This window comes from Thermoanaerobacter uzonensis DSM 18761 (genome assembly GCF_900129115.1).
GTDB classification, from domain to species: Bacteria; Bacillota; Thermoanaerobacteria; order Thermoanaerobacterales; family Thermoanaerobacteraceae; genus Thermoanaerobacter; species Thermoanaerobacter uzonensis.
Genome location: NZ_FQUR01000015.1, coordinates 44,047 through 64,302, shown reverse-complemented (window position 1 = coordinate 64,302; position 20,256 = coordinate 44,047). Strand labels below are relative to the sequence as shown.

General features: G+C 34.2%; 25 protein-coding genes. 2 read left to right on the top strand and 23 right to left on the bottom strand.

Features of this window, described 5'->3' with window-relative positions; translation table 11 throughout:
* Positions 1-26: 26 nt before the first annotated feature.
* The 5 genes from BUB32_RS09580 to BUB32_RS09560 form a co-directional block, all read right to left on the bottom strand.
* Complete coding sequence (locus BUB32_RS09580; protein ID WP_003868115.1) at positions 27-242, bottom strand: Spo0B domain-containing protein; 216 nt, start codon at positions 240-242, stop codon at positions 27-29.
* Between the two features lie 64 nt (positions 243-306).
* The gene (rpmA, locus tag BUB32_RS09575) at positions 307-594 is read right to left on the bottom strand and encodes a 50S ribosomal protein L27 (protein ID WP_072969187.1); all 288 of its coding nucleotides are present in this window, start codon (positions 592-594) and stop codon (positions 307-309) included.
* A complete protein-coding gene (locus BUB32_RS09570) occupies positions 591-929 on the bottom strand; it encodes a ribosomal-processing cysteine protease Prp (RefSeq protein WP_072969186.1) in 339 nt (112 codons plus the stop codon). Before BUB32_RS09570 ends, rpmA begins: the two co-directional genes overlap by 4 nt.
* A gap of 3 nt (positions 930-932) precedes the next feature.
* Entirely contained in the window at positions 933-1,247 is a 315-nt protein-coding gene (gene rplU, locus BUB32_RS09565) for a 50S ribosomal protein L21 (protein ID WP_072969185.1), read from the bottom strand.
* Positions 1,248-1,434: 187 nt separating this feature from the next.
* A complete protein-coding gene (locus BUB32_RS09560; protein ID WP_072969184.1) occupies positions 1,435-1,806 on the bottom strand; it encodes a LapA family protein in 372 nt (123 codons plus the stop codon).
* Between the two features lie 259 nt (positions 1,807-2,065).
* On the opposite strand from BUB32_RS09560, the gene BUB32_RS09555 reads away from it, so the two are divergent.
* Positions 2,066-2,548, top strand: a complete 483-nt coding sequence (locus tag BUB32_RS09555) for a QueT transporter family protein (protein WP_072969183.1) — start codon at positions 2,066-2,068, stop codon at positions 2,546-2,548.
* Positions 2,538-2,939: a preQ(1) synthase gene (queF, locus tag BUB32_RS09550; protein ID WP_042832767.1), complete on the top strand. Its 402-nt coding sequence runs from the start codon at positions 2,538-2,540 to the stop codon at positions 2,937-2,939. The genes BUB32_RS09555 and queF overlap by 11 nt, the downstream gene beginning before the upstream one ends.
* Before the next feature lie 51 nt (positions 2,940-2,990).
* On the opposite strand, the gene BUB32_RS09545 is transcribed toward queF, so the two are convergent.
* From BUB32_RS09545 to BUB32_RS09460, 18 genes are all read right to left on the bottom strand, one after another.
* Positions 2,991-4,424, bottom strand: a complete 1,434-nt coding sequence (locus BUB32_RS09545) for an Rne/Rng family ribonuclease (RefSeq protein ID WP_072969182.1) — start codon at positions 4,422-4,424, stop codon at positions 2,991-2,993.
* Between the two features lie 7 nt (positions 4,425-4,431).
* The gene (locus BUB32_RS09540) at positions 4,432-5,085 is read right to left on the bottom strand and encodes a TIGR03936 family radical SAM-associated protein (RefSeq protein WP_072969181.1); all 654 of its coding nucleotides are present in this window, start codon (positions 5,083-5,085) and stop codon (positions 4,432-4,434) included.
* The gene (locus tag BUB32_RS09535) at positions 5,066-6,919 is read right to left on the bottom strand and encodes a TIGR03960 family B12-binding radical SAM protein (protein WP_072969180.1); all 1,854 of its coding nucleotides are present in this window, start codon (positions 6,917-6,919) and stop codon (positions 5,066-5,068) included. Before BUB32_RS09535 ends, BUB32_RS09540 begins: the two co-directional genes overlap by 20 nt.
* A gap of 16 nt (positions 6,920-6,935) precedes the next feature.
* Entirely contained in the window at positions 6,936-7,790 is an 855-nt protein-coding gene (locus tag BUB32_RS09530) for a M50 family metallopeptidase (RefSeq protein WP_072969179.1), read from the bottom strand.
* A complete protein-coding gene (locus tag BUB32_RS09525; RefSeq protein ID WP_072969178.1) occupies positions 7,787-8,536 on the bottom strand; it encodes a M23 family metallopeptidase in 750 nt (249 codons plus the stop codon). The genes BUB32_RS09530 and BUB32_RS09525 overlap by 4 nt, the downstream gene beginning before the upstream one ends.
* Positions 8,537-8,599: 63 nt before the next feature.
* On the bottom strand, positions 8,600-8,995 hold the full coding sequence (mgsA, locus tag BUB32_RS09520; protein WP_042832760.1) for a methylglyoxal synthase: 396 nt from the start codon (positions 8,993-8,995) through the stop codon (positions 8,600-8,602).
* An 11-nt stretch (positions 8,996-9,006) separates the two neighbouring features.
* The gene (gene rodA / locus BUB32_RS09515; protein ID WP_072969177.1) at positions 9,007-10,104 is read right to left on the bottom strand and encodes a rod shape-determining protein RodA; all 1,098 of its coding nucleotides are present in this window, start codon (positions 10,102-10,104) and stop codon (positions 9,007-9,009) included.
* An 87-nt stretch (positions 10,105-10,191) separates the two neighbouring features.
* A complete protein-coding gene (gene minE / locus BUB32_RS09510) occupies positions 10,192-10,467 on the bottom strand; it encodes a cell division topological specificity factor MinE (protein WP_072969176.1) in 276 nt (91 codons plus the stop codon).
* 21 nt (positions 10,468-10,488) lie between these two features.
* Positions 10,489-11,283, bottom strand: a complete 795-nt coding sequence (gene minD / locus BUB32_RS09505; RefSeq protein ID WP_042832759.1) for a septum site-determining protein MinD — start codon at positions 11,281-11,283, stop codon at positions 10,489-10,491.
* Between the two features lie 40 nt (positions 11,284-11,323).
* Positions 11,324-11,968, bottom strand: coding sequence for a septum site-determining protein MinC (gene minC / locus BUB32_RS09500; protein WP_072969175.1), 645 nt, complete (start codon positions 11,966-11,968; stop codon positions 11,324-11,326).
* Between the two features lie 104 nt (positions 11,969-12,072).
* Positions 12,073-14,391 carry a penicillin-binding protein 2 gene (locus tag BUB32_RS09495; RefSeq protein ID WP_072969174.1) on the bottom strand — a complete coding sequence of 773 codons (2,319 nt, stop codon included), beginning with the start codon at positions 14,389-14,391 and terminating at the stop codon, positions 12,073-12,075.
* On the bottom strand, positions 14,388-14,906 hold the full coding sequence (gene mreD, locus BUB32_RS09490) for a rod shape-determining protein MreD (RefSeq protein WP_072969173.1): 519 nt from the start codon (positions 14,904-14,906) through the stop codon (positions 14,388-14,390). Before mreD ends, BUB32_RS09495 begins: the two co-directional genes overlap by 4 nt.
* Before the next feature lie 6 nt (positions 14,907-14,912).
* Entirely contained in the window at positions 14,913-15,743 is an 831-nt protein-coding gene (gene mreC / locus BUB32_RS09485) for a rod shape-determining protein MreC (RefSeq protein WP_072969207.1), read from the bottom strand.
* A 14-nt stretch (positions 15,744-15,757) separates the two neighbouring features.
* Positions 15,758-16,777, bottom strand: a complete 1,020-nt coding sequence (locus BUB32_RS09480) for a rod shape-determining protein (RefSeq protein ID WP_042832755.1) — start codon at positions 16,775-16,777, stop codon at positions 15,758-15,760.
* Between the two features lie 21 nt (positions 16,778-16,798).
* Positions 16,799-17,479, bottom strand: a complete 681-nt coding sequence (gene radC, locus BUB32_RS09475; protein ID WP_042832754.1) for a RadC family protein — start codon at positions 17,477-17,479, stop codon at positions 16,799-16,801.
* Between the two features lie 34 nt (positions 17,480-17,513).
* Positions 17,514-18,089 carry a Maf family protein gene (locus tag BUB32_RS09470; RefSeq protein ID WP_072969172.1) on the bottom strand — a complete coding sequence of 192 codons (576 nt, stop codon included), beginning with the start codon at positions 18,087-18,089 and terminating at the stop codon, positions 17,514-17,516.
* 8 nt (positions 18,090-18,097) lie between these two features.
* Positions 18,098-18,346 (bottom strand): DUF4321 domain-containing protein, encoded by a 249-nt coding sequence (locus tag BUB32_RS09465; RefSeq protein WP_072969171.1) that lies wholly within the window; start codon positions 18,344-18,346, stop codon positions 18,098-18,100.
* 148 nt (positions 18,347-18,494) lie between these two features.
* The gene (locus tag BUB32_RS09460) at positions 18,495-20,240 is read right to left on the bottom strand and encodes an NADH-dependent [FeFe] hydrogenase, group A6 (protein ID WP_072969170.1); all 1,746 of its coding nucleotides are present in this window, start codon (positions 20,238-20,240) and stop codon (positions 18,495-18,497) included.
* Positions 20,241-20,256: the final 16 nt, after the last annotated feature.

The following is a 20,256-nucleotide window of genomic DNA, read 5'->3' as shown; positions in this document are numbered from 1 at the left end:
TTATAGTATATACTTCTCGTATTTTTTTACTCTTTTAATAGTTTCTTTATAATTTCCTGTGCATTTTCGGAATTAAAGATATCTCTTTCTCTATTAAGGTGGTCAATAGTAATGTGGAGAGATTCAATCACTTTCTCTAATTTCCCTAGTTGAGCATAGCCTAATACTAATTGTAAATCATTTAAAAGCTCATGTCTGCTTCTTTTGATGTAGTCTACCAATAACTCCACATCTGACACCATCTTTTCACCACTTTCTTTTTTAATTATTATTTATTTATGAAAAAATCCTGGTATAAACCAGGATTTAATTCTGTGCAACTTTTCTTTCCGGATAAACACTTACTTGTTTCTTGTCGCGGCCTTTTCTTTCAAAAGTAACATATCCATCAATTAATGCAAAAAGTGTATCATCTTTTCCTCTTCCTACATTTACACCTGGATGTATTTTAGTTCCTCTTTGTCTTACAAGGATATTACCAGCTAATACAAATTGGCCATCTGCTCTTTTGACTCCCAAACGCTTAGATTCACTATCACGACCGTTTCTGGAACTTCCAACACCCTTTTTATGAGCAAAAAGTTGGAGTTTCATTTTTTGCACCTCCTATCCATAACCCTTACATATTCAGGATAATCCGCTTCAATATCTTTAAGGCCTAAAACCATAGTCTCCAGAATAGCTTTTAATCGTATATCATCTTCTGCCAAACCTTTATTAATAATGTCAACCTGCAAATCGCCACTTTCTATTTTTTTATTTATTTTAACAGTTTTTAACGCCTCTATTCCCAGCACCGCTGTCTGAGATATAGCAGAAACAGCTGCACATATGATGTCCTTTCCGTACTCATCGAAACCTGCATGTCCTTTTATATTAAATTTATAAATATCCCCTTTTGGATCTCTCAATATTTCTACTCTAATCATGGCTTACTGAATTATTTTTTCAATCTGTACTTTTGTGTAAGGTTGACGATGTCCTTGTCTTTTTCTATAATTTTTCTTTGGCTTATACTTAAAAACTCTTATTTTTGGTCCTTTTCCATGCTCTAAAACTTTGGCATTCACCTTAACATTTTCTAAATAGGGTTTGCCAAACTCTACATTACCATCCTCTTTTGACACAGCCAAAACTTTGTCAAAAGAAATCACTTCTCCTTCTGGATAATTTAACTTTTCTACTGCAAGAACATCTCCTTCACGAACCATATACTGTTTTCCACCAGTTTCGATTATTGCGTACATTTTTGCACCTCCTACATCCAGTCTCGCCAGGGAACAAGGTAAAAGTTTAAAAACCCGTCCTGAGCGGCCACAAGTGATATTTTAACATAATAAAATATCACTTGTCAATCAAAAAAGCAAGCGCCTTTTATTTCCATCTCAAAAAGGAATTGGGTAGTAAATATGTCTTCACCAAGTGCCAAATCGACTAAAGAGTTTGTGTTCCTTTTTCTCTCGCCTCTTCCTTGGCATCGCTTTGTTCTTTTGTTTTTTCTTCCGCTAATTTATAGTTTTGCAATTCTATAACCTTTTGATTCAATTCCTCCTTTTCTTTTTCCAACTCTTTTATCCTATTGTTAAGTCCTCTTATCGTTACGCTATAGCGAATTTGTCCAAACAAACCTATTGTCCCCACAATTATAGCTCCAATAGCTGCTGACAATAAAATTACTAAAGCTTGAGAAATTGAATAATGCCAATACAAAAAACTTATATCCACAGGTCCAGCATTAGAAATAGCAAAAATCGCTACTATAACTGCGAATATCAAAGCTAATATTGTATAATATTGCCCCTTCACAAAATCACCTCCCCATCTTCAGTAACAATCACTAACACCTTCCTACCTTTATGATAAATTATACAAATTATTATTGTCAATAAAAATTATAAATTTTTCGATAATAATAAAACATCATTCTTAACTTTTATTATTTAATTGATAGAAAGAGTTTTTATGTTGAAACTACTCCAGTAGTTGTGTTAAAATTGATCATAGTGAGCAAAATGCTCACCTGGGTCGCAGTAACCCCAGTTAACAAAACAAAGGAGGTAATTTTGTGTCCAAAAAAAGAATAAAAGATATAGCAGAAATTGCTCTGGTTGCGGCAATTTATTTTGTACTCACAGTTATATTTTCTTCCATCTCATTTTTACCCCTTCAGTTTCGCGTAGGGGAAATTACAAAATCCATTGTAGTATTCAATAAAAAATATGCCATTTCCATGATGATAGGAAATTTTTTTGCAAATTTGTTTAGCCCATTTGCTGGCACAATGGAGCTAATTTTTATGCCTCTTTCAAACTTAATCGGTTGTACAATTGGATACTACATTGGAAGAGCTACTCACAAATTGGTAGGTGCTGTATTCGTAGCTATTTGGATTGCAGCATCTGTTGGAATCACTTTAAATATCTCTGCCAATATACCATTTATTCCAACTTTCTTAAGCGTAGGATTGGCTGAAACTGTACTTTTGGTAACGGGATATTTTTTGCTTTTTGCAATGGAAAAGAAAGGAGTTGTGAAATTTGACAGATAAATATAAAGAGAGAAGATTTGACACTTACGGTTATGAAAAGATTGACAAAGAAGTTTTAGAATCCATTGAATATGAATACCCTGAAAAAAATACTATTGTAGAATATATAACTAATGAATTTTCTTCTGTTTGCCCTTGGACAGGATTACCTGATAATGCAAAACTTACTATAAAATATATCCCTTTTAAAAAATTAGTAGAACTTAAATCTTTAAAGTATTATCTCACCTCCTATAGAAATGTAGGTATCCTGCAAGAACATGCTATAAATAGAATTTTGGATGACTTAGTTGAACTTCTACAGCCAAAATTTATGGAAGTAATAGGTGAGTTTCAAGAAAGAGGTGGAATAGCCACGAGAATTGTGGCAAAGTATGAAAAAGAAAAGTAGATATAAAGCTGCCCAAAAATTCCCTTGGGCAGCTTTTTTAACTTTGATTCTTCATTCAAAGTCTATCTCAAAATGGCCATATTTTTTGGTATTGTCAACAACAAGTTCGAAATCTACATTAAATTTCTCTTTGTAAAATTTTATAATTCCCTTCTCTACCGCGATTTTAACAACTTTATCATTCCCTTTTATGTAGATTTTTCGCGCATTTACATGCCGCAACACCCTTTGTATATTATTTCTTAATCTTTTGTAGATGTACTCAGTTGAGTAAACCAATCCTTCCCCTTCACATATAGGACATTTTTCTTTAAGGTATGATCCTACTTGCGACCTCACCCTTTTCCTTGTCATCTCAACAAGTCCTAATCGAGTATACCCCAATACAGTGCATTTTGTCCTGTCTTTTTGGAGTTCTCTTTTGAAAAATTCAAGCAAATCCCTTCTAAAATTTTCATTTTTCATGTCTATAAAATCAATAATAATTATTCCACCAATATCTCTTAGCTTAAGCTGCAGGGCAATTTCTTCTGCTGCTTCAAGATTGGTCTTGTATATTGTCTCCTCTAAAGAAGATTTTCCTACGTACTTTCCTGTATTTACATCAATTACAGTAAGAGCTTCTGTTTGGTCTATTATTACAAAACCTCCACTTTTTAACCATACCTTTTTTTCTAACAATTTTTCGACTTGAAAATCTGCTCCATAAATCCCCATTAAATCTCCTTCTTCATAAGTAACTGAAATATTATCCTTTCCTACATTTTTTAAATATCTTTTTATGTTCTCATACTCCTCTTTGTCGTTAACCACAATTTCATCTACCTCATCAGAAAGCAAATCCCTCAAATACTTAATTACAAAATCCTCTTCTTTATATATCAAAGAAGGAAGGGGGGCATTTTGAAAATCTTTTTGTATTTTCTCGTACAAGCGAATTAATTCTTCTAAATCTTCCCTCATTTGCTGTTCTGTCGCCTCTAATGCAGCTGTTCTAACAATTATTCCCATACCTTCAGGTTTTAATTCTTTTATAATTTCCTGAAGCTTCTTTCTTTCCACTTCTTCTTCAATCCTATGAGAAATTCCAATGTAATCGACATTAGGCATTAAAACAACATATTTCCCCGGCAAAGAAATATTAGCGGTCACTCTGGGATTTTTCATGCCTACTGCTTCTTTTGATACTTGAACCATTATTGGTTGACCTGGTTTTAAAACTTGTGTAATGCTTTTGAGTAAATTTTCTTGTTGAAAAAGCACATCGTCAAAAAATAAAAAAGCGTTCTTCCCAATTCCAATATCTACAAAGGCTGCCTGCATGCCTTTTAAAACATTTTGAATCTTACCTTTATAAATATTCCCCAAAATATTTTTCCCATCTCTTTTCTCCGGATGGTACTCCTTTAGCTTCCCATTTTCTAATAAAGCGATTTGGCTCAAATTTCCATCAATGTCCAATATAAGTCTTTTCAAAATTTTCACCCCGTACTTATTCTAAAATCATATATTTTCTGTGAAGTTTATAAGAGTCCATATCAAACAAGTCTCCAATGTAATCATTCAAAGCCTTTAATAAATGTAAAGGATTAGGAACTCCCTCTCCTAATGTTAATTTTATATAAAATTTCAAATAATCTTCGGCCTCTTCAATTACTTTTAACTCTAAAACATAAGGTCTTATATTTACCATCTTCCTGCCGTTTTTACTCTCTTTTTCTATTTCAATTACATCTTTTCTCATAAATTCTTCTATTTTATTTTGAATATCTTTAATACTTTTTTTTACATTGACTTGCAAAATATACTCTGCTCCTTTTATTTTTGTAGAAAGCGCATCATTCAATTCTACCTCATAGCTTTCCACAATTTCAATACCAGGTGGTAACACTTCGTTCATCTTTTTTCTGAATTCTTCAGGAGAAATATCTTCTTCCAAATCTATATCCATATAATCCCCATCTGTCGTCGCACCTACTATAAGAGCAGGCCCAAAAGAAATTTTAGGATGGGGATTAAATCCTTGTGAAAAAGCGACTTTTATATCAGCTCTTCTCAAAGCCCTTTGAAATACTCGCAAAATGTCTAAATGGGAAATAAATTTGACTCTTTCATCTTTTGTATATTTATTTCTTAGGCGCTTCAAAACACACTACCCCCTCATCAAAATCCTTTACTCCACAACCTGTACAATAAAGCCTGCAGTCAAGTGTAATTCTTCCTTCTTGAGATTTTTTATATTCTCTAATCAAATACCTTTTATCTACCCCAACGTCTATTACATCCCATGGAAATATTTCTTCTAAACTTCTTTCTCTATTAGCATAAAAATGAGGATTTACACCTACCTCCTTAAAAGCCTTTTCCCAGTTGTCATAATTAAAATATTCTTCCCATCCGTCAAATTTGCATCCTTTTTCCCACGCTTTTATTATAGCTTTTCCTACTTTTCTATCTCCTCTCGAAATAACAGCTTCTAAAAAACTCATATAAGGATTGTGCCAATTGTACTTTAACACTTTACTCTTAAGTTTCTTTTTTAGCAAATCTTGCTTTTCCATTATTTCTTTAATGCTGTTTTGAGCCGTCCACTGAAAAGGTGTAAAAGGTTTAGGTACAAAAGTAGAAGTGCTTATGGTGACTTTTAAATTCTTCGTATTCCCTTTTACTTCTTTGTAATTATTTACTATCTTATATGCCAAATCCGCTATCCCTTCCACATCTTCCATCGTCTCTGTAGGGAGACCTATCATAAAATAAAGTTTGACATTTGTCCATCCTGCAGAAAAAGCCTCTTTTGTCGCCTCTAAAATATCTTCTTCTGTAATCCCTTTGTTAATTACGTCTCTAAGTCTTTGAGTACCAGCTTCTGGTGCTAAAGTAAGACCTGTTTTTCTAACTTTTTGTATTTCTTTTAACAAATTTATAGATACAGCATCTACTCGTGTAGATGGTATAGAAACTCCAACTCCCTTATCCTTATATTTCTCAATTAACCTTTCGACTAATTCTTCAATTTGAGAATAATCACAAGTACTTAAAGAAGCTAAAGATATTTCCTCATACCCTGTAGATTTTACAAGCTTGTCCGCTAAAACTAAAATTTTTTCCTTTGATTTTTCCCTCACTGGCCTATATATCATCCCAGCTTGACAAAATCTACATCCTCGTGTACACCCTCTAAAGATTTCTAACATTATTCTATCGTGAACTATGTCCATAAAAGGAACGATTTGCTCTTCAGGATGATACACATTTTCAAAATCTTTAACTATTCTTTTCTTTACTTTTTCAGGAACTCCTTTTTTAATAGTCCTTATCTCTTTTATCGTTCCATCTTGATTGTATACTTCCATATAGTACTTAGGAACATATACTCCTTTGATTTGAGAAACAATTTGTAAAAATTCTTCTCTTTCTCCTTTCCTTTCCTTCCAATCTATATAAGCGTCAATAATTTCATTTATGACCTCTTCTCCTTCTCCCATTACAAAAAAGTCAATAACGTCAGATAACGGAGCAGGGTTATACGCACAGGGTCCACCAGCAATGACAAAAGGTAACTCTTTCCTATCTCTTGATAGGATAGGAATACCCGCTAAGTTAAGCATATTTATTACATTTGTATAACTTAATTCATACTGAAGAGTAAAACCTATAAAGTCAAATTTATCTAATGGGGTTTTTGTCTCTAAACTAAAAAGAGGAATGTCATTTTCCCTCATGAGTTTTTCCATATCCAACCATGGTGCAAAAACCCTTTCACAATATACGTCTTCTCTTTTGTTTAAAAGATGGTATAAAATTCTAAGCCCCAAATGAGACATTCCCACTTCATATACATCCGGAAAAGCAAAAGCAAACCTTACTTTGACTTCCTCCGGATTTTTTATAGAAGAATTTAATTCTCCTCCTGTGTATCTTGTAGGTTTGCTTACTTTCATAAGCAAAGCATCTATTTTATCCTTTAAGTTATTCATCTTCCTTCCTCCATAGTCATTTTATAATCTCACCAATTGGTAAATACAATCCATGTTCTACCGCATATTCAAAAAGCTGAGTCTCGGTTATTCTATATTTTTCCCTAAATTTGTCGTCTAATATTATTATAACATGGTATTTAGCAGGTATAAAACTTTTTATAACATTTGCAATTGTCTCCTTTTCTAATACTGCTATGTGATGTACCCCCATCAATCCTTTTTTATAGAACTCTGCTTTTTTTCTAAAAAGATCTCTCATTTGCAAAAAAGCTGATGCCTTTTTCTCTTTATTTGCCGCCACTACTAGTAACACCGATAAAAAAGCATAAACAACATTTAGCTTCCAATTGAATATGCCTTTTAGAACAAAATATAACATAACGAGAGAAATAGCATAGGAAGAAAAAACAGCAGTCGCAACAGCACTTCTTAGGCTAATAAAATACGACAAAACACTTTTTAAAACCCGTCCTCCATCCAAAGGAAGCCCTGGCAGTAAATTAAAAAAAGCCATTGCAATATTAGCTTTTATAAAATAATCCATATCTATTTGTAAAACTTGTGAAATGAATTCTCCAAAAAAAGCAAAAAAAATATTGGACATAGGTCCTGCCAGTGCAACTAATACTTCTAAGTCTGGTCTTATAAACACTATGCTGTCCAAAAGAGCAATTCCTCCAAAAGGATAGATATTGACTTGTAGCACGTCTACTTTCAGTTTCTTGGCAATATAAATGTGTCCACATTCGTGAACAAAAACTGTAGCAAAAATAGCAATTAATTCTTTTATAAATCCCGTTGCAAGTAAAAGTAATGCAAACACAAAAGTAGAAAAATGTATTTTTGCTTCGAGCCCTCTAAATTTCATTTTGCGCCTTCACTGGCAGCATCCCCTATAACAACCTTTGTCAAGGGGTCTACTGGCTTGCCATTTTCCCAAACTTCAAAATGCAAGTGAGGAGCAGTTGTCTTTCCAGTATCGCCTGTCTTTCCAATTACATCCCCTTGTTTTACTTGGTCTCCTTCTTTCACTAAAATTTCTGATAAATGAGCATAGACAGTCCTTACATCATTAGCATGCCTTAAAACTATGACTTTTCCGAAATCCTGGTTTTGCTCCTCCACTAACATTACTACCCCATCTAATGCTGCTTTCACTTCTGTTCCAATAGGAACGTCTATATCAATACCAGTATGATTTGTCAATTGATTTGTAATTGGATCAACTCTCATTCCAAACCCAGAGGTTACCTTCCCAGTAACAGGCGCAATCATTTTGATAAAAGCCTGAGAAACATCAGAAGAAGTTTTATTTTCTGAAGTTTTTTCTTCAGTGGGAGAAAAAACTTTTATCACACTCTCTTTGAGCCAAGGAATCTTACTTTGAACTAATTTTAACCCTTTTTTTGTGTTTTCGTAATTCATATTATAACTTAGCACACTTTTAGTAGCATTTATAAAAGAGTTGGCTATAGGCACGTCAACTGCTTTAAAAAGCAAAATCATTCCTAATAAAACTAATGAAATAATTAATTGATTCTCAAATAGCTCTGCATACTTTTTATAAGTGTTAAATTTTTTGGGAAAATAATAAGGAATTCGTTGGTATTTCATGATATATGCCTCCTTCTATGTTACATTTTATTTTTAAGGAGGCATTATTATGATAAATTATTTTTATTCCACTATTTCTCTCCACTCTAAAAGTCCTTGCTCCATCCCTTTCAATAAAACTTCTGCAGTAGCGATATTAGTCGCCAATGGAATAGAATGCACATCACAAACTCTAAGCAGAGCCAAAATATCTGGTTCATGGGGTTGAGCCGTAAGTGGGTCTCTTAAAAAAATCACCATATCAATCTTGTTTTCAGCAATCATTGCACCAATCTGTTGGTCTCCACCAAGAGGGCCGGGTAAAAGGCAATTTACATTTAGGCCTGTCGCATCTTTGATAAGTTGTCCTGTATGGCCTGTTGCGTATATATTGCATTTTTCAAAGATATGCTTATAAGCAATTGCGAAATTCACCATAAGTTCTTTTTTTTGGTCATGGGCTATCAAAGCTATATTCATGGAAATCCCCCCTAAAAGTTTATCTTTTGCCTTCTCATGCTTATATTTTCTAAAAGCCCTATAGCCATTAAATCTACCACCATTGCACTTCCACCATAACTCATAAATGGAAGAGGAATACCTGTGATTGGCATTATTCCAATAGTCATCCCTATATTTTCGAAGAGGTGAAATGCAAACATGGCAATAATCCCTACGGCCACCAGCCTTCCATATTTGTCCTTAGCATTATAAGCAATCTTCCAAGCTTTATACAACATAATGGCATAGAGAACTATTAGTATAGATGCACCTATAAAACCTAATTCTTCCCCTACAACAGAAAAAATAAAGTCTGTCCAGGCTTCTGGAAGATAATAGAGCTGAGTTTGGCTGCCATGAAAAAGCCCCTTCCCCCAAAACATTCCTGAACCGATAGCAATTTTAGACTGAATCACATGGTAACCTGTTCCCATCGGGTCCAGTTCCGGATTTAAAAAGGATAAAAGTCTATTTCTCTGGTAAGGTTTTAATAGTTTGTACCCAATAGGCAGCAGGGCAATCCCTAAAGTAAAAAGCTGTGCTAATACCTTTGTCCTTATCCCCGAGATATATATTATGGCTAAAAAAATTGCAATAAATACAAGCCCTGTCCCTAAATCTGGCTGCAGCATCACTGCAACAAAAGGAATTCCTACATAAACCATTGGCCACAAAAGTTCTTTAAAAGTTTTTATTTCTTCCGTCTTGCTAAACATATTTGATAAAGTTAGCACTAATGCTAACTTAGAAAATTCAGAAGGTTGAATATCCACAGGCCCTAAACTTATCCAGCTTTGTGCACCATTACTTATCTTTCCTATCGCTAAAACTAGCACAAGACCAAAAAGGTTGAGAATATATATAAAAGTAGAAAACTTAGCAAGAATATTATAATCAAAAAGACATATTAGGAGGATAGAAATAAGCCCTATTAAAATTGCCGCAGACTGAACAATAACTTTTTTGTAGGAACCCGTCTGAATTGCATGAGAAGCACTTGTCACTACAATAACGCTATATATAGAGATTAAAAGCACAACAATCAAAAGTCCCCAGTCAAGGTTTTTTAAAAGTTTTTTATCAAACACTTTAATCCCCTCTTTTTCAGCAATCCAACTTGTATTATACCATATAAAAGAGATTTTCACTATATAAAAAAACTGGCCTACGGCCAGTTATCTTATCACCTGCTTCATTTTCTTTATAGGAATATTCGCATGAAGAGCAGGCATGTAAGTGTTGTCACTTCTTTTTTCTTTTGTAATTTCTACATTTAGTCCTGCTTCATCAATATCCACGTAATTAGAAATAACGTTTAATATGTCTTCTTTTATCATTTCCAAAAATTTAGGAGAAACATCCGCCCTATCATGGACCAATAAAAGTTGTAACCTCTCTTTTGCTATATCTTTACTGGTGTTTTTCCCTCCAAAAGATTTAAATAAATCCACAAATCACACCTCCTAAAAGCGCTAAGCCAGCTTAAAAAGCTTTTTGAGTCTATCCATAAATCCATTTCCTATATCAAGGTTAATTAAAGGCACATTATTCCCTAAAAGTCTTTCCACCAAGTTTCTATAAGCTTGTCCTGCTAATGACCTCTCATCCATAACAATCGGTTCACCTTTATTGGAAGAAATAATTATATTTTCATCATCAGGAATGACACCTAAAAGGTCAATAGCTAAAATATCTATAATATCTTCAATGTCCATCATATCTCCTCTTTTGACCATATCCATTTTAATCCTATTTATAACTAACATAGGATTGTGAAGTTCCGCCGCCTCCAAAAGTCCTATAATCCTATCAGCATCTCTAACCGCTGAAACTTCTGGAGTAGTTATAACAATTGCTCTATCAGCACCTGCAATTGCATTTTTAAATCCTTGTTCAATACCTGCAGGACAATCTACTAATATATAGTCAAATTCCTCTTTCAAATCTCCTATTAATTTTTGCATTTGCTCTGGAGTAACAGCAGATTTATCTCTTGTTTGAGCGGCAGGTAAAAGATATAAACCATCAAACCTTTTGTCCTTTATCAAAGCTTGCTTTAATCTGCACTGCCCCTCTACTACATCAACAATATCATACACAATTCTATTTTCCAATCCCATCACTACATCAAGATTTCTTAAGCCTATATCAGTATCGACTAAAGCAACTTTATAACCTTTCATAGCAAGGTATGTACCAATATTTGCGGTAGAAGTAGTTTTTCCAACTCCACCTTTTCCAGAAGTTATAACTATTGCTTCGCTCATCGTACCACTCCATTCCATTAATATTATTTTTTAGAATATTTTACCATAAATCATTGAGATGGTAAAGCGTTTTTACAATAATTTTACCTTTTTTAACAACTGCAATTTCGGGATAATCACTGGCATCATCTTTATCTGGAGCCCTAGAAATGATATTAGCTATTCTAAGCTGCATTGCTCTTAGGGAAGAAGCTACGATTACAGCCTCTTTATTGCCAGTAAATCCCGCATGAGCTATCCCCCTTAACGTCCCCATAACAACTATATTACCGGCAGCTTGTACTAATCCTCCAGGATTCACATCCCCAATTATTACAAGATTACCATGGTATTTTACAACTTGTCCAGACCTAACAGTCCCTTTATGAAATTTTGTTATCCCCTCTTCTAACCCATTAAATATTTCGTCATCTGTCACATTTTTTATATGCTTTTCTTGAAAATTTTTTACCCGCACCTCAATACCGTATTTTTCAAAAATAAAATCTTTTAATTCTTGTAATTTCTCTTCTTTGACACTTAAACTTTTTACTCTCACAGTAAGAGTCGCACCCTCAAAAAACTTAAGAGATTTCTCAATTCTATTCACTATTTTCTCTTTTAGTGTTTCAATATCTACATCCTCTTCTAATACAATTACCAGTCCTTCTTTTGTCCCCTGAATTTTTATCGCTTCTTTTATCATAATCTACCTCCGTAAAACCCTCGTTATTATCTATATTCTCCACAAATCGCAATTTTCCTTCTTAATTATAAGAAAAAAGAGGATAAAACATCCTCCAAATTACATTATCTTAGTGGGGAATTTATCTCCTTAAAAGTCTCACTTGAACTGTCTTTACTCAAGCCAAAATATGCATCGAATATATCTCTCGCTACATAAGCCGCATAAGAACCTGCCCCACCTTGATATATGACAGCAACAACGGCAATCTGGGGTTTGTCATAAGGCGCAAAACCTACAAACCATGCATAGTTATCTCTTCCTTTAATACCTACTTCTGCCGTTCCGGTTTTTCCCCCTACAGTGATAGGGAATCCATTAAAAGCAGCGCTTGCAGTTCCCCCTCTTTCGGTTACTCCCCTCATTCCTAACTTTATTGCATTAAGATATTTTTCTGGAATATCGATTCTATCTAAAACTTGTGGTTTTGTTTCCTCAATAATTTTACCATCAGCAGTCATAATTTTGTCCACCAGATGAAGTTTATATCTAGTACCGCCATTCACCAAAGTAGATATATAACTTGCAATTTCTAAGGGAGTAAACTGATTATCACCTTGACCTATTGCAGCACTGCATGTATCCGTTAGACTCCAGTGTTTTGCATAATACATCAGTTCCCATAATTTTCTTTGAAGCCTGGGATCTTCTATGCCCATTTTTCCCAATTGCAAAAAGGTATTATAGTCACTTAAATTTCCCGAATCAATGATTTTTACAATCTTTTGATATTGTTCCTCTGTTATCACTCCATCTGGATTTGTATCTGTTTTTACCATTGATTTTATAAGCCCAAGGTAATACTCTCTTTTATATTGAGGGCTTGCAATTATGCCCTTTGTCTCATATATTTCAATTCCTGTTCTCTCATCTAATCCAAATTTTTTAGCATATTCTATTATTTTATCTATTCCCATTCTTCTTCCCATTTCATAAAAATATGTGTCAACTGAATATTTAATTGCGTCTGATACATTTACCCAGCCTTGTGTCCGATGATATTCATTCCACAGCCAGTTAGTCTGTTTTGTATAAGGATAAATGCCAGGATCTAAATATTTCTCATCTACTGTTGTAACACCACTTTCCAAAGCTGCTAAAGCTACTACCATTTTAAATGTTGAACCTGGAGGTACTGCTCCTTGTGTCGCATAATTGAAAACAGGGCTAGGTTCAACTGTTGCATTTCTGGCTTTAAAAAGTTCCTTTACAATACTGGCAGGAGGATTCCCTGTAGCAAAAATATTTGGATCAAAACCAGGAACACTGGCTAATGCCAAAATCTTCCCTGTATGAATATCTACAACTACTGCAGCTCCAATATTAGCATTTGGATACTTTTTCCCATATTTACCTTCTCTTATATTTTGCATAGTTGTGAGGAGAGATTGTTCTGCTGCCTCTTGAATGTTCTTATCAATAGTTAAAAATATTTTGTCCCCTGGTACAGGTGGTTCTGTCCCTAAATTTTTTATTAATCTTCCATAATTATCTACTACAACTTGTTGACCACCATCTTTTCCTTTTAAATACTTTTCATATAATGCTTCTAGTCCGGAATGTCCAACCAAATCTGTAAGCTTATATTTAGTCATATCTAAATTTTTTAAATCTTCTTGGGTAATTCGACCAATATAACCTAATGTTTGGGATAATAGAGTTCCATAAGGATAATATCTCACAGGTTTTACATTTATCATAATTCCTGGTAATTCTAAATGTCTTTCCTCAATTTCAGCAATCGTTTTTTGGTCTATATCCACAGCTATTTCTACTGGTTGATATTGATTATATCCTTGTTCTTCCATTAATTGACGTACAACCATTATTTTCCTTGCTTCTATTGGATCCATATCCTTAGGTATTTTAAATTTCTTTATTAAAATATCCCAGGTTTCTTTAGCAGTAGCATTTTCTGGTATATTATTAGCTTTTTTCCACGCCTTTTCTCGAGCTTTCAAAGTTTCTTCTTTTACTGATAGTTCATCTGAATTTTTAAAATTGAAATAAGGGTTTCCATTTTCATCTAAATAGATAGGCAAATCGTCTTTATATTTTACATTATTTTTTGTTAAAATATCCATTAATTTCAATATAGTCTCGTTAAGGTGACTATCAACCACTTCTCCTTTTATAATATTTACAGAAAAGCTTGGTCTGTTTGTGGCTAATTTTATTCCATATCTATCAACAATTTCTCCACGAGGAGCATCGATAGGTATAAGTCTAATTGCTTGCCGCATTGATATATCTCTGTAATAGTCGCCTTTTATCAGCTGTAAATAAACTAAACGTGAAACTAAAACAACAAGAAGTGCAATGATAATGGCTCCAAAGGTATAAAACTTTTTTTTAAGGCTCTCATTCAAAGATATCACCTTCAATATTTACTTTTTCTAAAAAAATTTACTTTATTTTCATTAACATATCTATTAAATGAAACTAAATACCTATAAGCAAAAACAGTAATTATAGAATTATAAACCGCTTGTATCATTGCAATATTCATAAAATCTGATAAAAAATTAAACTCATATTTCATCAAAACCATTGAAAACATCGTTACAAGGTTATAAAGAAGGGTTCCTAAAAAAACAAACACAAAAGCCACAAAAGAACTTTCTTTAAAAACACTTTTGCTTAAAAGTCCTGTAATGTAGCTAACAATAAGCAAGGGAAAAGTAGTAACCCCTAAAGCATTATTAAAAAGAATATCTTGAATAAGCCCACCAAAAAGGCTTAAATAAATTGCTTCCCAAGAGCCGTTTAAAAGTGAAAAACTTAACACTACAATAAAAACTGCATCTGGTTTAACACCAAAAATATCTATAAATCTGAATAAAGTTGATTGTAAAATAATTAACAAAACAATCAATAAATACTTATACGCTTTTCTCATAATAATCTACTTCCCTGTATTTGTTGTATTAGTAACTACAAAAACATACTCCAATCTTTCAAAATCAGCTGCTGGTTTTATGACAGCTTGTTTCAACAAAGAACCCGGGTCTCGAGTAACTTTTGATACTTTTCCTATTATCAAACCTTTTGGGAATCTGCTCATACCAGAAGTAGTTACTACGTCACCTTCTATCAATTCAGCATCTAAAGGAAGATAAATCATGATTAGTCCACCGTTTGAATCTCCTCTTACCACACCATTATCACGAGTTCGTACAGCTACAGCGCTTACAGAACTATTTCTATCTATAATGGCTAATACCTTTGCCCAATTGTCTCCTACTTCTGTAATCTGTCCTACCATATTTCCTTTTTCGTCTAAAACTGCCATGCCAGGTTTGACACCCTCATTTTTGCCTTTATCAATAGTAAAAGTATTAAACCAATTTCCTGGATTCTTTCCTGTTATAGTAGCAAGTTTTAAATCTAGTTCAACATTTTCTGTTTTAAAATTCAAAGCTTCTTTTAGCCTTTTATTTTCGTTCATTAATTCCTGTAATTTTATATTTTCTTTTCTCAGTTTTTCTACTTCTTTTTGAAGTTTTTCATTTGTCACCCTTAGAGTACCTATCTCACTAATTGAAGAAAAAAAATTAGAAATTCCCTCTCCCATTTGATAAAAAACCTTTTGGAGAGGAACAAAAACGTTTCCAGTTATAGATTCTACTTTAGTAGCATACCTCTCTGTATCATAAGTATAAGCCATGGCGGCAATAAGCACCACGGCTGTTAAAAAAAGTAAAATAAACTGCCTATTTCTAAAAAAACGTGGCACGCCAATAACACCTCTCAAACTCTACTTGCCGGACTTAAAACTCTCCTAAAGAGGGAACTTTCCTCTAAAATTTTCCCTGCACCAAGTGCCACACAATCTGTTGGCTGATCAGCTATTTGTACAGGCATTCCTGTTTCCTCTCTTATGAGCTTGTCTATACCGCTCAAAAGAGCACCACCGCCTGTTAACATAATTCCTCTGTCCATAATATCTGCTGCAAGCTCTGGTGGAGTCTTTTCAAGAGTCATCTTTATAGCTTCAATTATGCTGGATATTGGATCTTTTAAAGCTTCTAAAATCTCAGTCGAAGTAATCTTTAAAGTTTTAGGAAGTCCAGATACTAAATCTCTCCCTCTTATGTCCATAGTTTCCTCTTTGGGCTTTGGAAAAGCTGAACCAATTTGTATCTTTATCTCTTCTGCAGTCCTTTCTCCTATCATGAGGTTATATTCTCTTTTTATATAATTGATTATAGCTTCATCCATTTCATCTCCGCCAACTCTCAAAGACTTGCTGGTAACAATTCCTCCAAGAGAAATTACAGCCACATCTGTGGTACCACCACCTATGTCTACAACCATGCTACCAGTTGGTTCTTCAACAGGAAGACCTGCACCAATTGCTGCAGCCATAGGCTCCTCTACTGTATGAGCTTCTTTCGCCCCTGCTTGTAAAGCTGCTTCAATAACTGCTCTTTTTTCTACTTCCGTAACCCCCGAGGGTATACCAACTATAACTCTAGGCCTAAATAATCCCTTTCTTGGATTAACTTTACTTATAAAATGGTCCAACATAGCCTTAGTTATATCAAAATCGGCTATTACGCCATCCCTCATAGGCCTTATAGCAATTATGTTTCCAGGGGTTCTACCTACCATTTTTTTTGCTTCTTCTCCAACTGCAAGAATTGCCTTGGAATCTGTCCTTATAGCTACTACTGAAGGTTCTCTTAACACAATTCCTTTACCTTGTACATACACCAAAGTTGTAGCTGTACCTAAATCAATCCCAATATCTTTGGAAAATCCTCTCATTCGCGTATACTCCTTCCTATTTTATTCAAACTCATAATACCCTTTTTCTTTAAGACTTATACCTCTCCCATCTCCAATTATAACATGATCTAAAACTTTTATACCCAGTATATTTCCTCCTTGTACTAACCTTTTTGTCACTTCGATGTCTTCTCTGCTAGGAGTAGGGTCTCCACTAGGGTGATTGTGAACTAAAATTATAGAGGAAGATGACCTTTCAATTGCGGCCTTAAATACTTCTCTAGGATGCACAATGGAAGTATTTAGACTTCCTATAGAAATAGTCTCTATCGCAATAACTTTATTCTTTACATTAAGCATTATCACTTTAAAATGCTCTTTCGTCAAATATCTCATTTCATCCATCATCAAATTTATGACATCTTCTGGCGATGTTATTGTAAAACTATCACTTCCCGTAGATAACATCATTCTACGTCCTAATTCTACTGCAGCTTTTAGCTTTACTGCCTTAGCTACACCAATTCCTTTTATACCAGCAAGTTTTTCTACACTTGAATCTATAATGAATTTAAGCCCTCTATCTTCCATTATAAGCCTTTGCGCTAAAGTAATGGCACTTTCTCTTTTACTTCCTGTCCCTATTATTATAGCTATCAACTCGGCATTTGACAATACTTGAGCTCCATGTTTTATAAGTCTTTCTCTGGGTCTTTCCTCATAAGGCAAGTCTTTTATCATGATTTTTGCATCCTTGCCCAATCCCTTCACCCTTTCAAAGTAACCTCACACCAAACTCTCTTTTTAAAATATCAAAAAGCTTTGAAATCGGAAGACCTACCACATTAAAATAATCTCCTTCAATCTTTTCAACAATAAGAGCACCAAATCCTTGTATAGCATATGCTCCAGCTTTATCATAACCTTCGCCAGTATCGATATAATTAAAAATTTCTTCATCTTCTAATTTTTTAATCCAAACTTTCGTCTCTTCAAAGTCGCTTACACATTTAAAATCTTTAGTCCTGACGATAGTAATTCCTGTATATACTGTATGAACTCTTCCTTGCAAGTTTTTAAGCATGATATAGGCTTCATCTCTATCCTTTGGTTTTCCTAAGACCTTATCTTCAATTACCACAACAGTATCAGCACCAATTACTATAGCTTCTTCCTTTAATTTTTTAGCAACCAACAGGGCTTTATTAAAAGATAAATCCATAACATATCTTGAAGGATGCTTCTCACTTGAAAACTCCTCCACATTACTTTCAATCACTTGAAAGTCAAGTCCTAAATTTGAAAGTAGCTCCCTTCTTCTTGGCGATTTAGAAGCGAGGACAATTTTCATTTTATCACCTACATTTTGTAATAAGCGTATATTGCAAGAATTAATCCTACTACCGTCCCTACGTTTACCTTAACAGACAGCAGAAAGGAAAATTTAATAAAATTCAGATCCAAAGTAAGGGGATTGTTCATACCTATTATTTGATGATAAGCTAATTCTTTAAAAAAATGTGCAAGCAAATCCCCTAAAAATCCTCCCAAAATTAGTCCAACAACGAGTAAAAATACCAACGTCCACGGACTTCTACCTCTTCTCAATTTTTTCACTCCTTAAGTTATAATGGCCTTATAAACTACTATTCTTTTTTATTATATCACAAATTATATACATTTCTATAAGTAACTTTAAAATAAAAAAATGGTAAAGCTCCCAATACGGTATTGGAAGCTTTACTGTTAATTAAATTTATTTTACTAGAGGATACAGCTCCTTCTTGGAATAATGAGTGTGGAGCAAGTGATGAGACTTTTCGCTTAAAGGACTGCCCAAAAATTCCTCATAGAGTCTTTGTATTGCAGGATTTTTGTGAGATTTTCTAATAGGCAAGTTTTTATCTGCTTCGTAAATGGCTTTTGCTCTTAATTCTTTTACTTTTTCCATTTCATTTGGATTGTGAATCGGCTGACCGCCTCCCATTATACATCCTCCTGGGCAGCCCATTACCTCTATGAAGTGGTACTCTACTTCACCAGTTTTTACTTTGTCAAGAAGTTTCTTTGCATTTCCTGTTCCATTTGCTATGGCAACCTTTATATCCATACCATCTATTTTTATAGTAGCCTCTCTTACCCCTTCTAACCCTCTCACTTCTTCATAATCAAATTTATCTAAATCTTTCCCTTCTACAATATCCGCAACTGTCCTTAAAGCTGCCTCCATAACTCCACCTGTAGCTCCGAATATCACTCCAGCGCCAGTGGACATTCCAAGAGGCTCGTCATATTCTTCATCAGGAAGATTTACAAAGTCAATGCCCATTTCTTTTATCATTCTCGCTAATTCTCTTGTGGTAAGAACAGCATCCACATCTTTTATGCCATTATGCTGCATTTCTGGTCTGTCAATCTCTAGTTTTTTAGCAGTACATGGCATAATAGATACTACATATATATCCTCAGGATTTAGCCCTTTCTTTTCTGCGTAATAGCTCTTTACTAATGCCCCCATCATCATATGAGGAGACTTACAAGTTGAAAGATTATCTATAAATTCTGGATAATATTTTTCACAGAAAGCTATCCAACCAGGGCTACAGGAAGTTATCATAGGAAGTTTTCCGCCATTTTTAAGCCTTTCAAGAAGTTCCGAGCCTTCCTCCAGTATAGTCAAGTCGGCCGCAAAATCCGTATCAAATACTGCATCAAAACCCATTCTTCTCAAAGCTGCTACCATTTTCCCGGTAACGATGCTTCCTATAGGCATACCAAACTCTTCACCTAATGCTACTCTTACAGCTGGAGCTGTTTGAGCTACTACATATTTTTTCTCATCAGCTAAAGCCTCATAAACTCTATTTGTGTGATCTTTCTCATATATAGCTCCAACAGGACATACCTCAATACACTGTCCGCAACTTATACAAGGAGAATCTTTTAAACTTCTGCCAAAAGAAGGTGCTACAATTGTTTTAAATCCTCTGTTTACCATTCCAATAGCAAATACGTTTTGGACTTCTGAACATACTGCTACACATCTTCTACAAAGCACACACTTATTTGGGTCTCTTACAACAGAAGGAGAAGCATTATCTATAGAATACTTTATATTTTCCCCTTCAAACCTTATTTCATCTACTCCTAATTTTTTAGACAATGATTGAAGCTCACAGTTAGTATTTCTAATACAAGTCAAACAACTTCTATCATGATTTGAAAGTATAAGCTCAAGATTTAATTTCCGCGCTTCTCTAATTTTGGGTGTATTTGTATACACTTTCATACCATCAAATACCGGATAAGTGCAGGAGGTTTGTAAATTTCTAATTCCTTCTATTTCAACTACACATATACGACAAGCGCCAATTTGGTTAATTTCCTTGAGGTAACACAGGGTAGGAATATCTATGCCCGCTTCTTTTGCTGCTTCCAATACCGTGTAATGGGAAGGGACTTCTACAGTGATTCCGTCTATCGTAACACGAACTTTGTCCATCTTTTACACTCCTTCC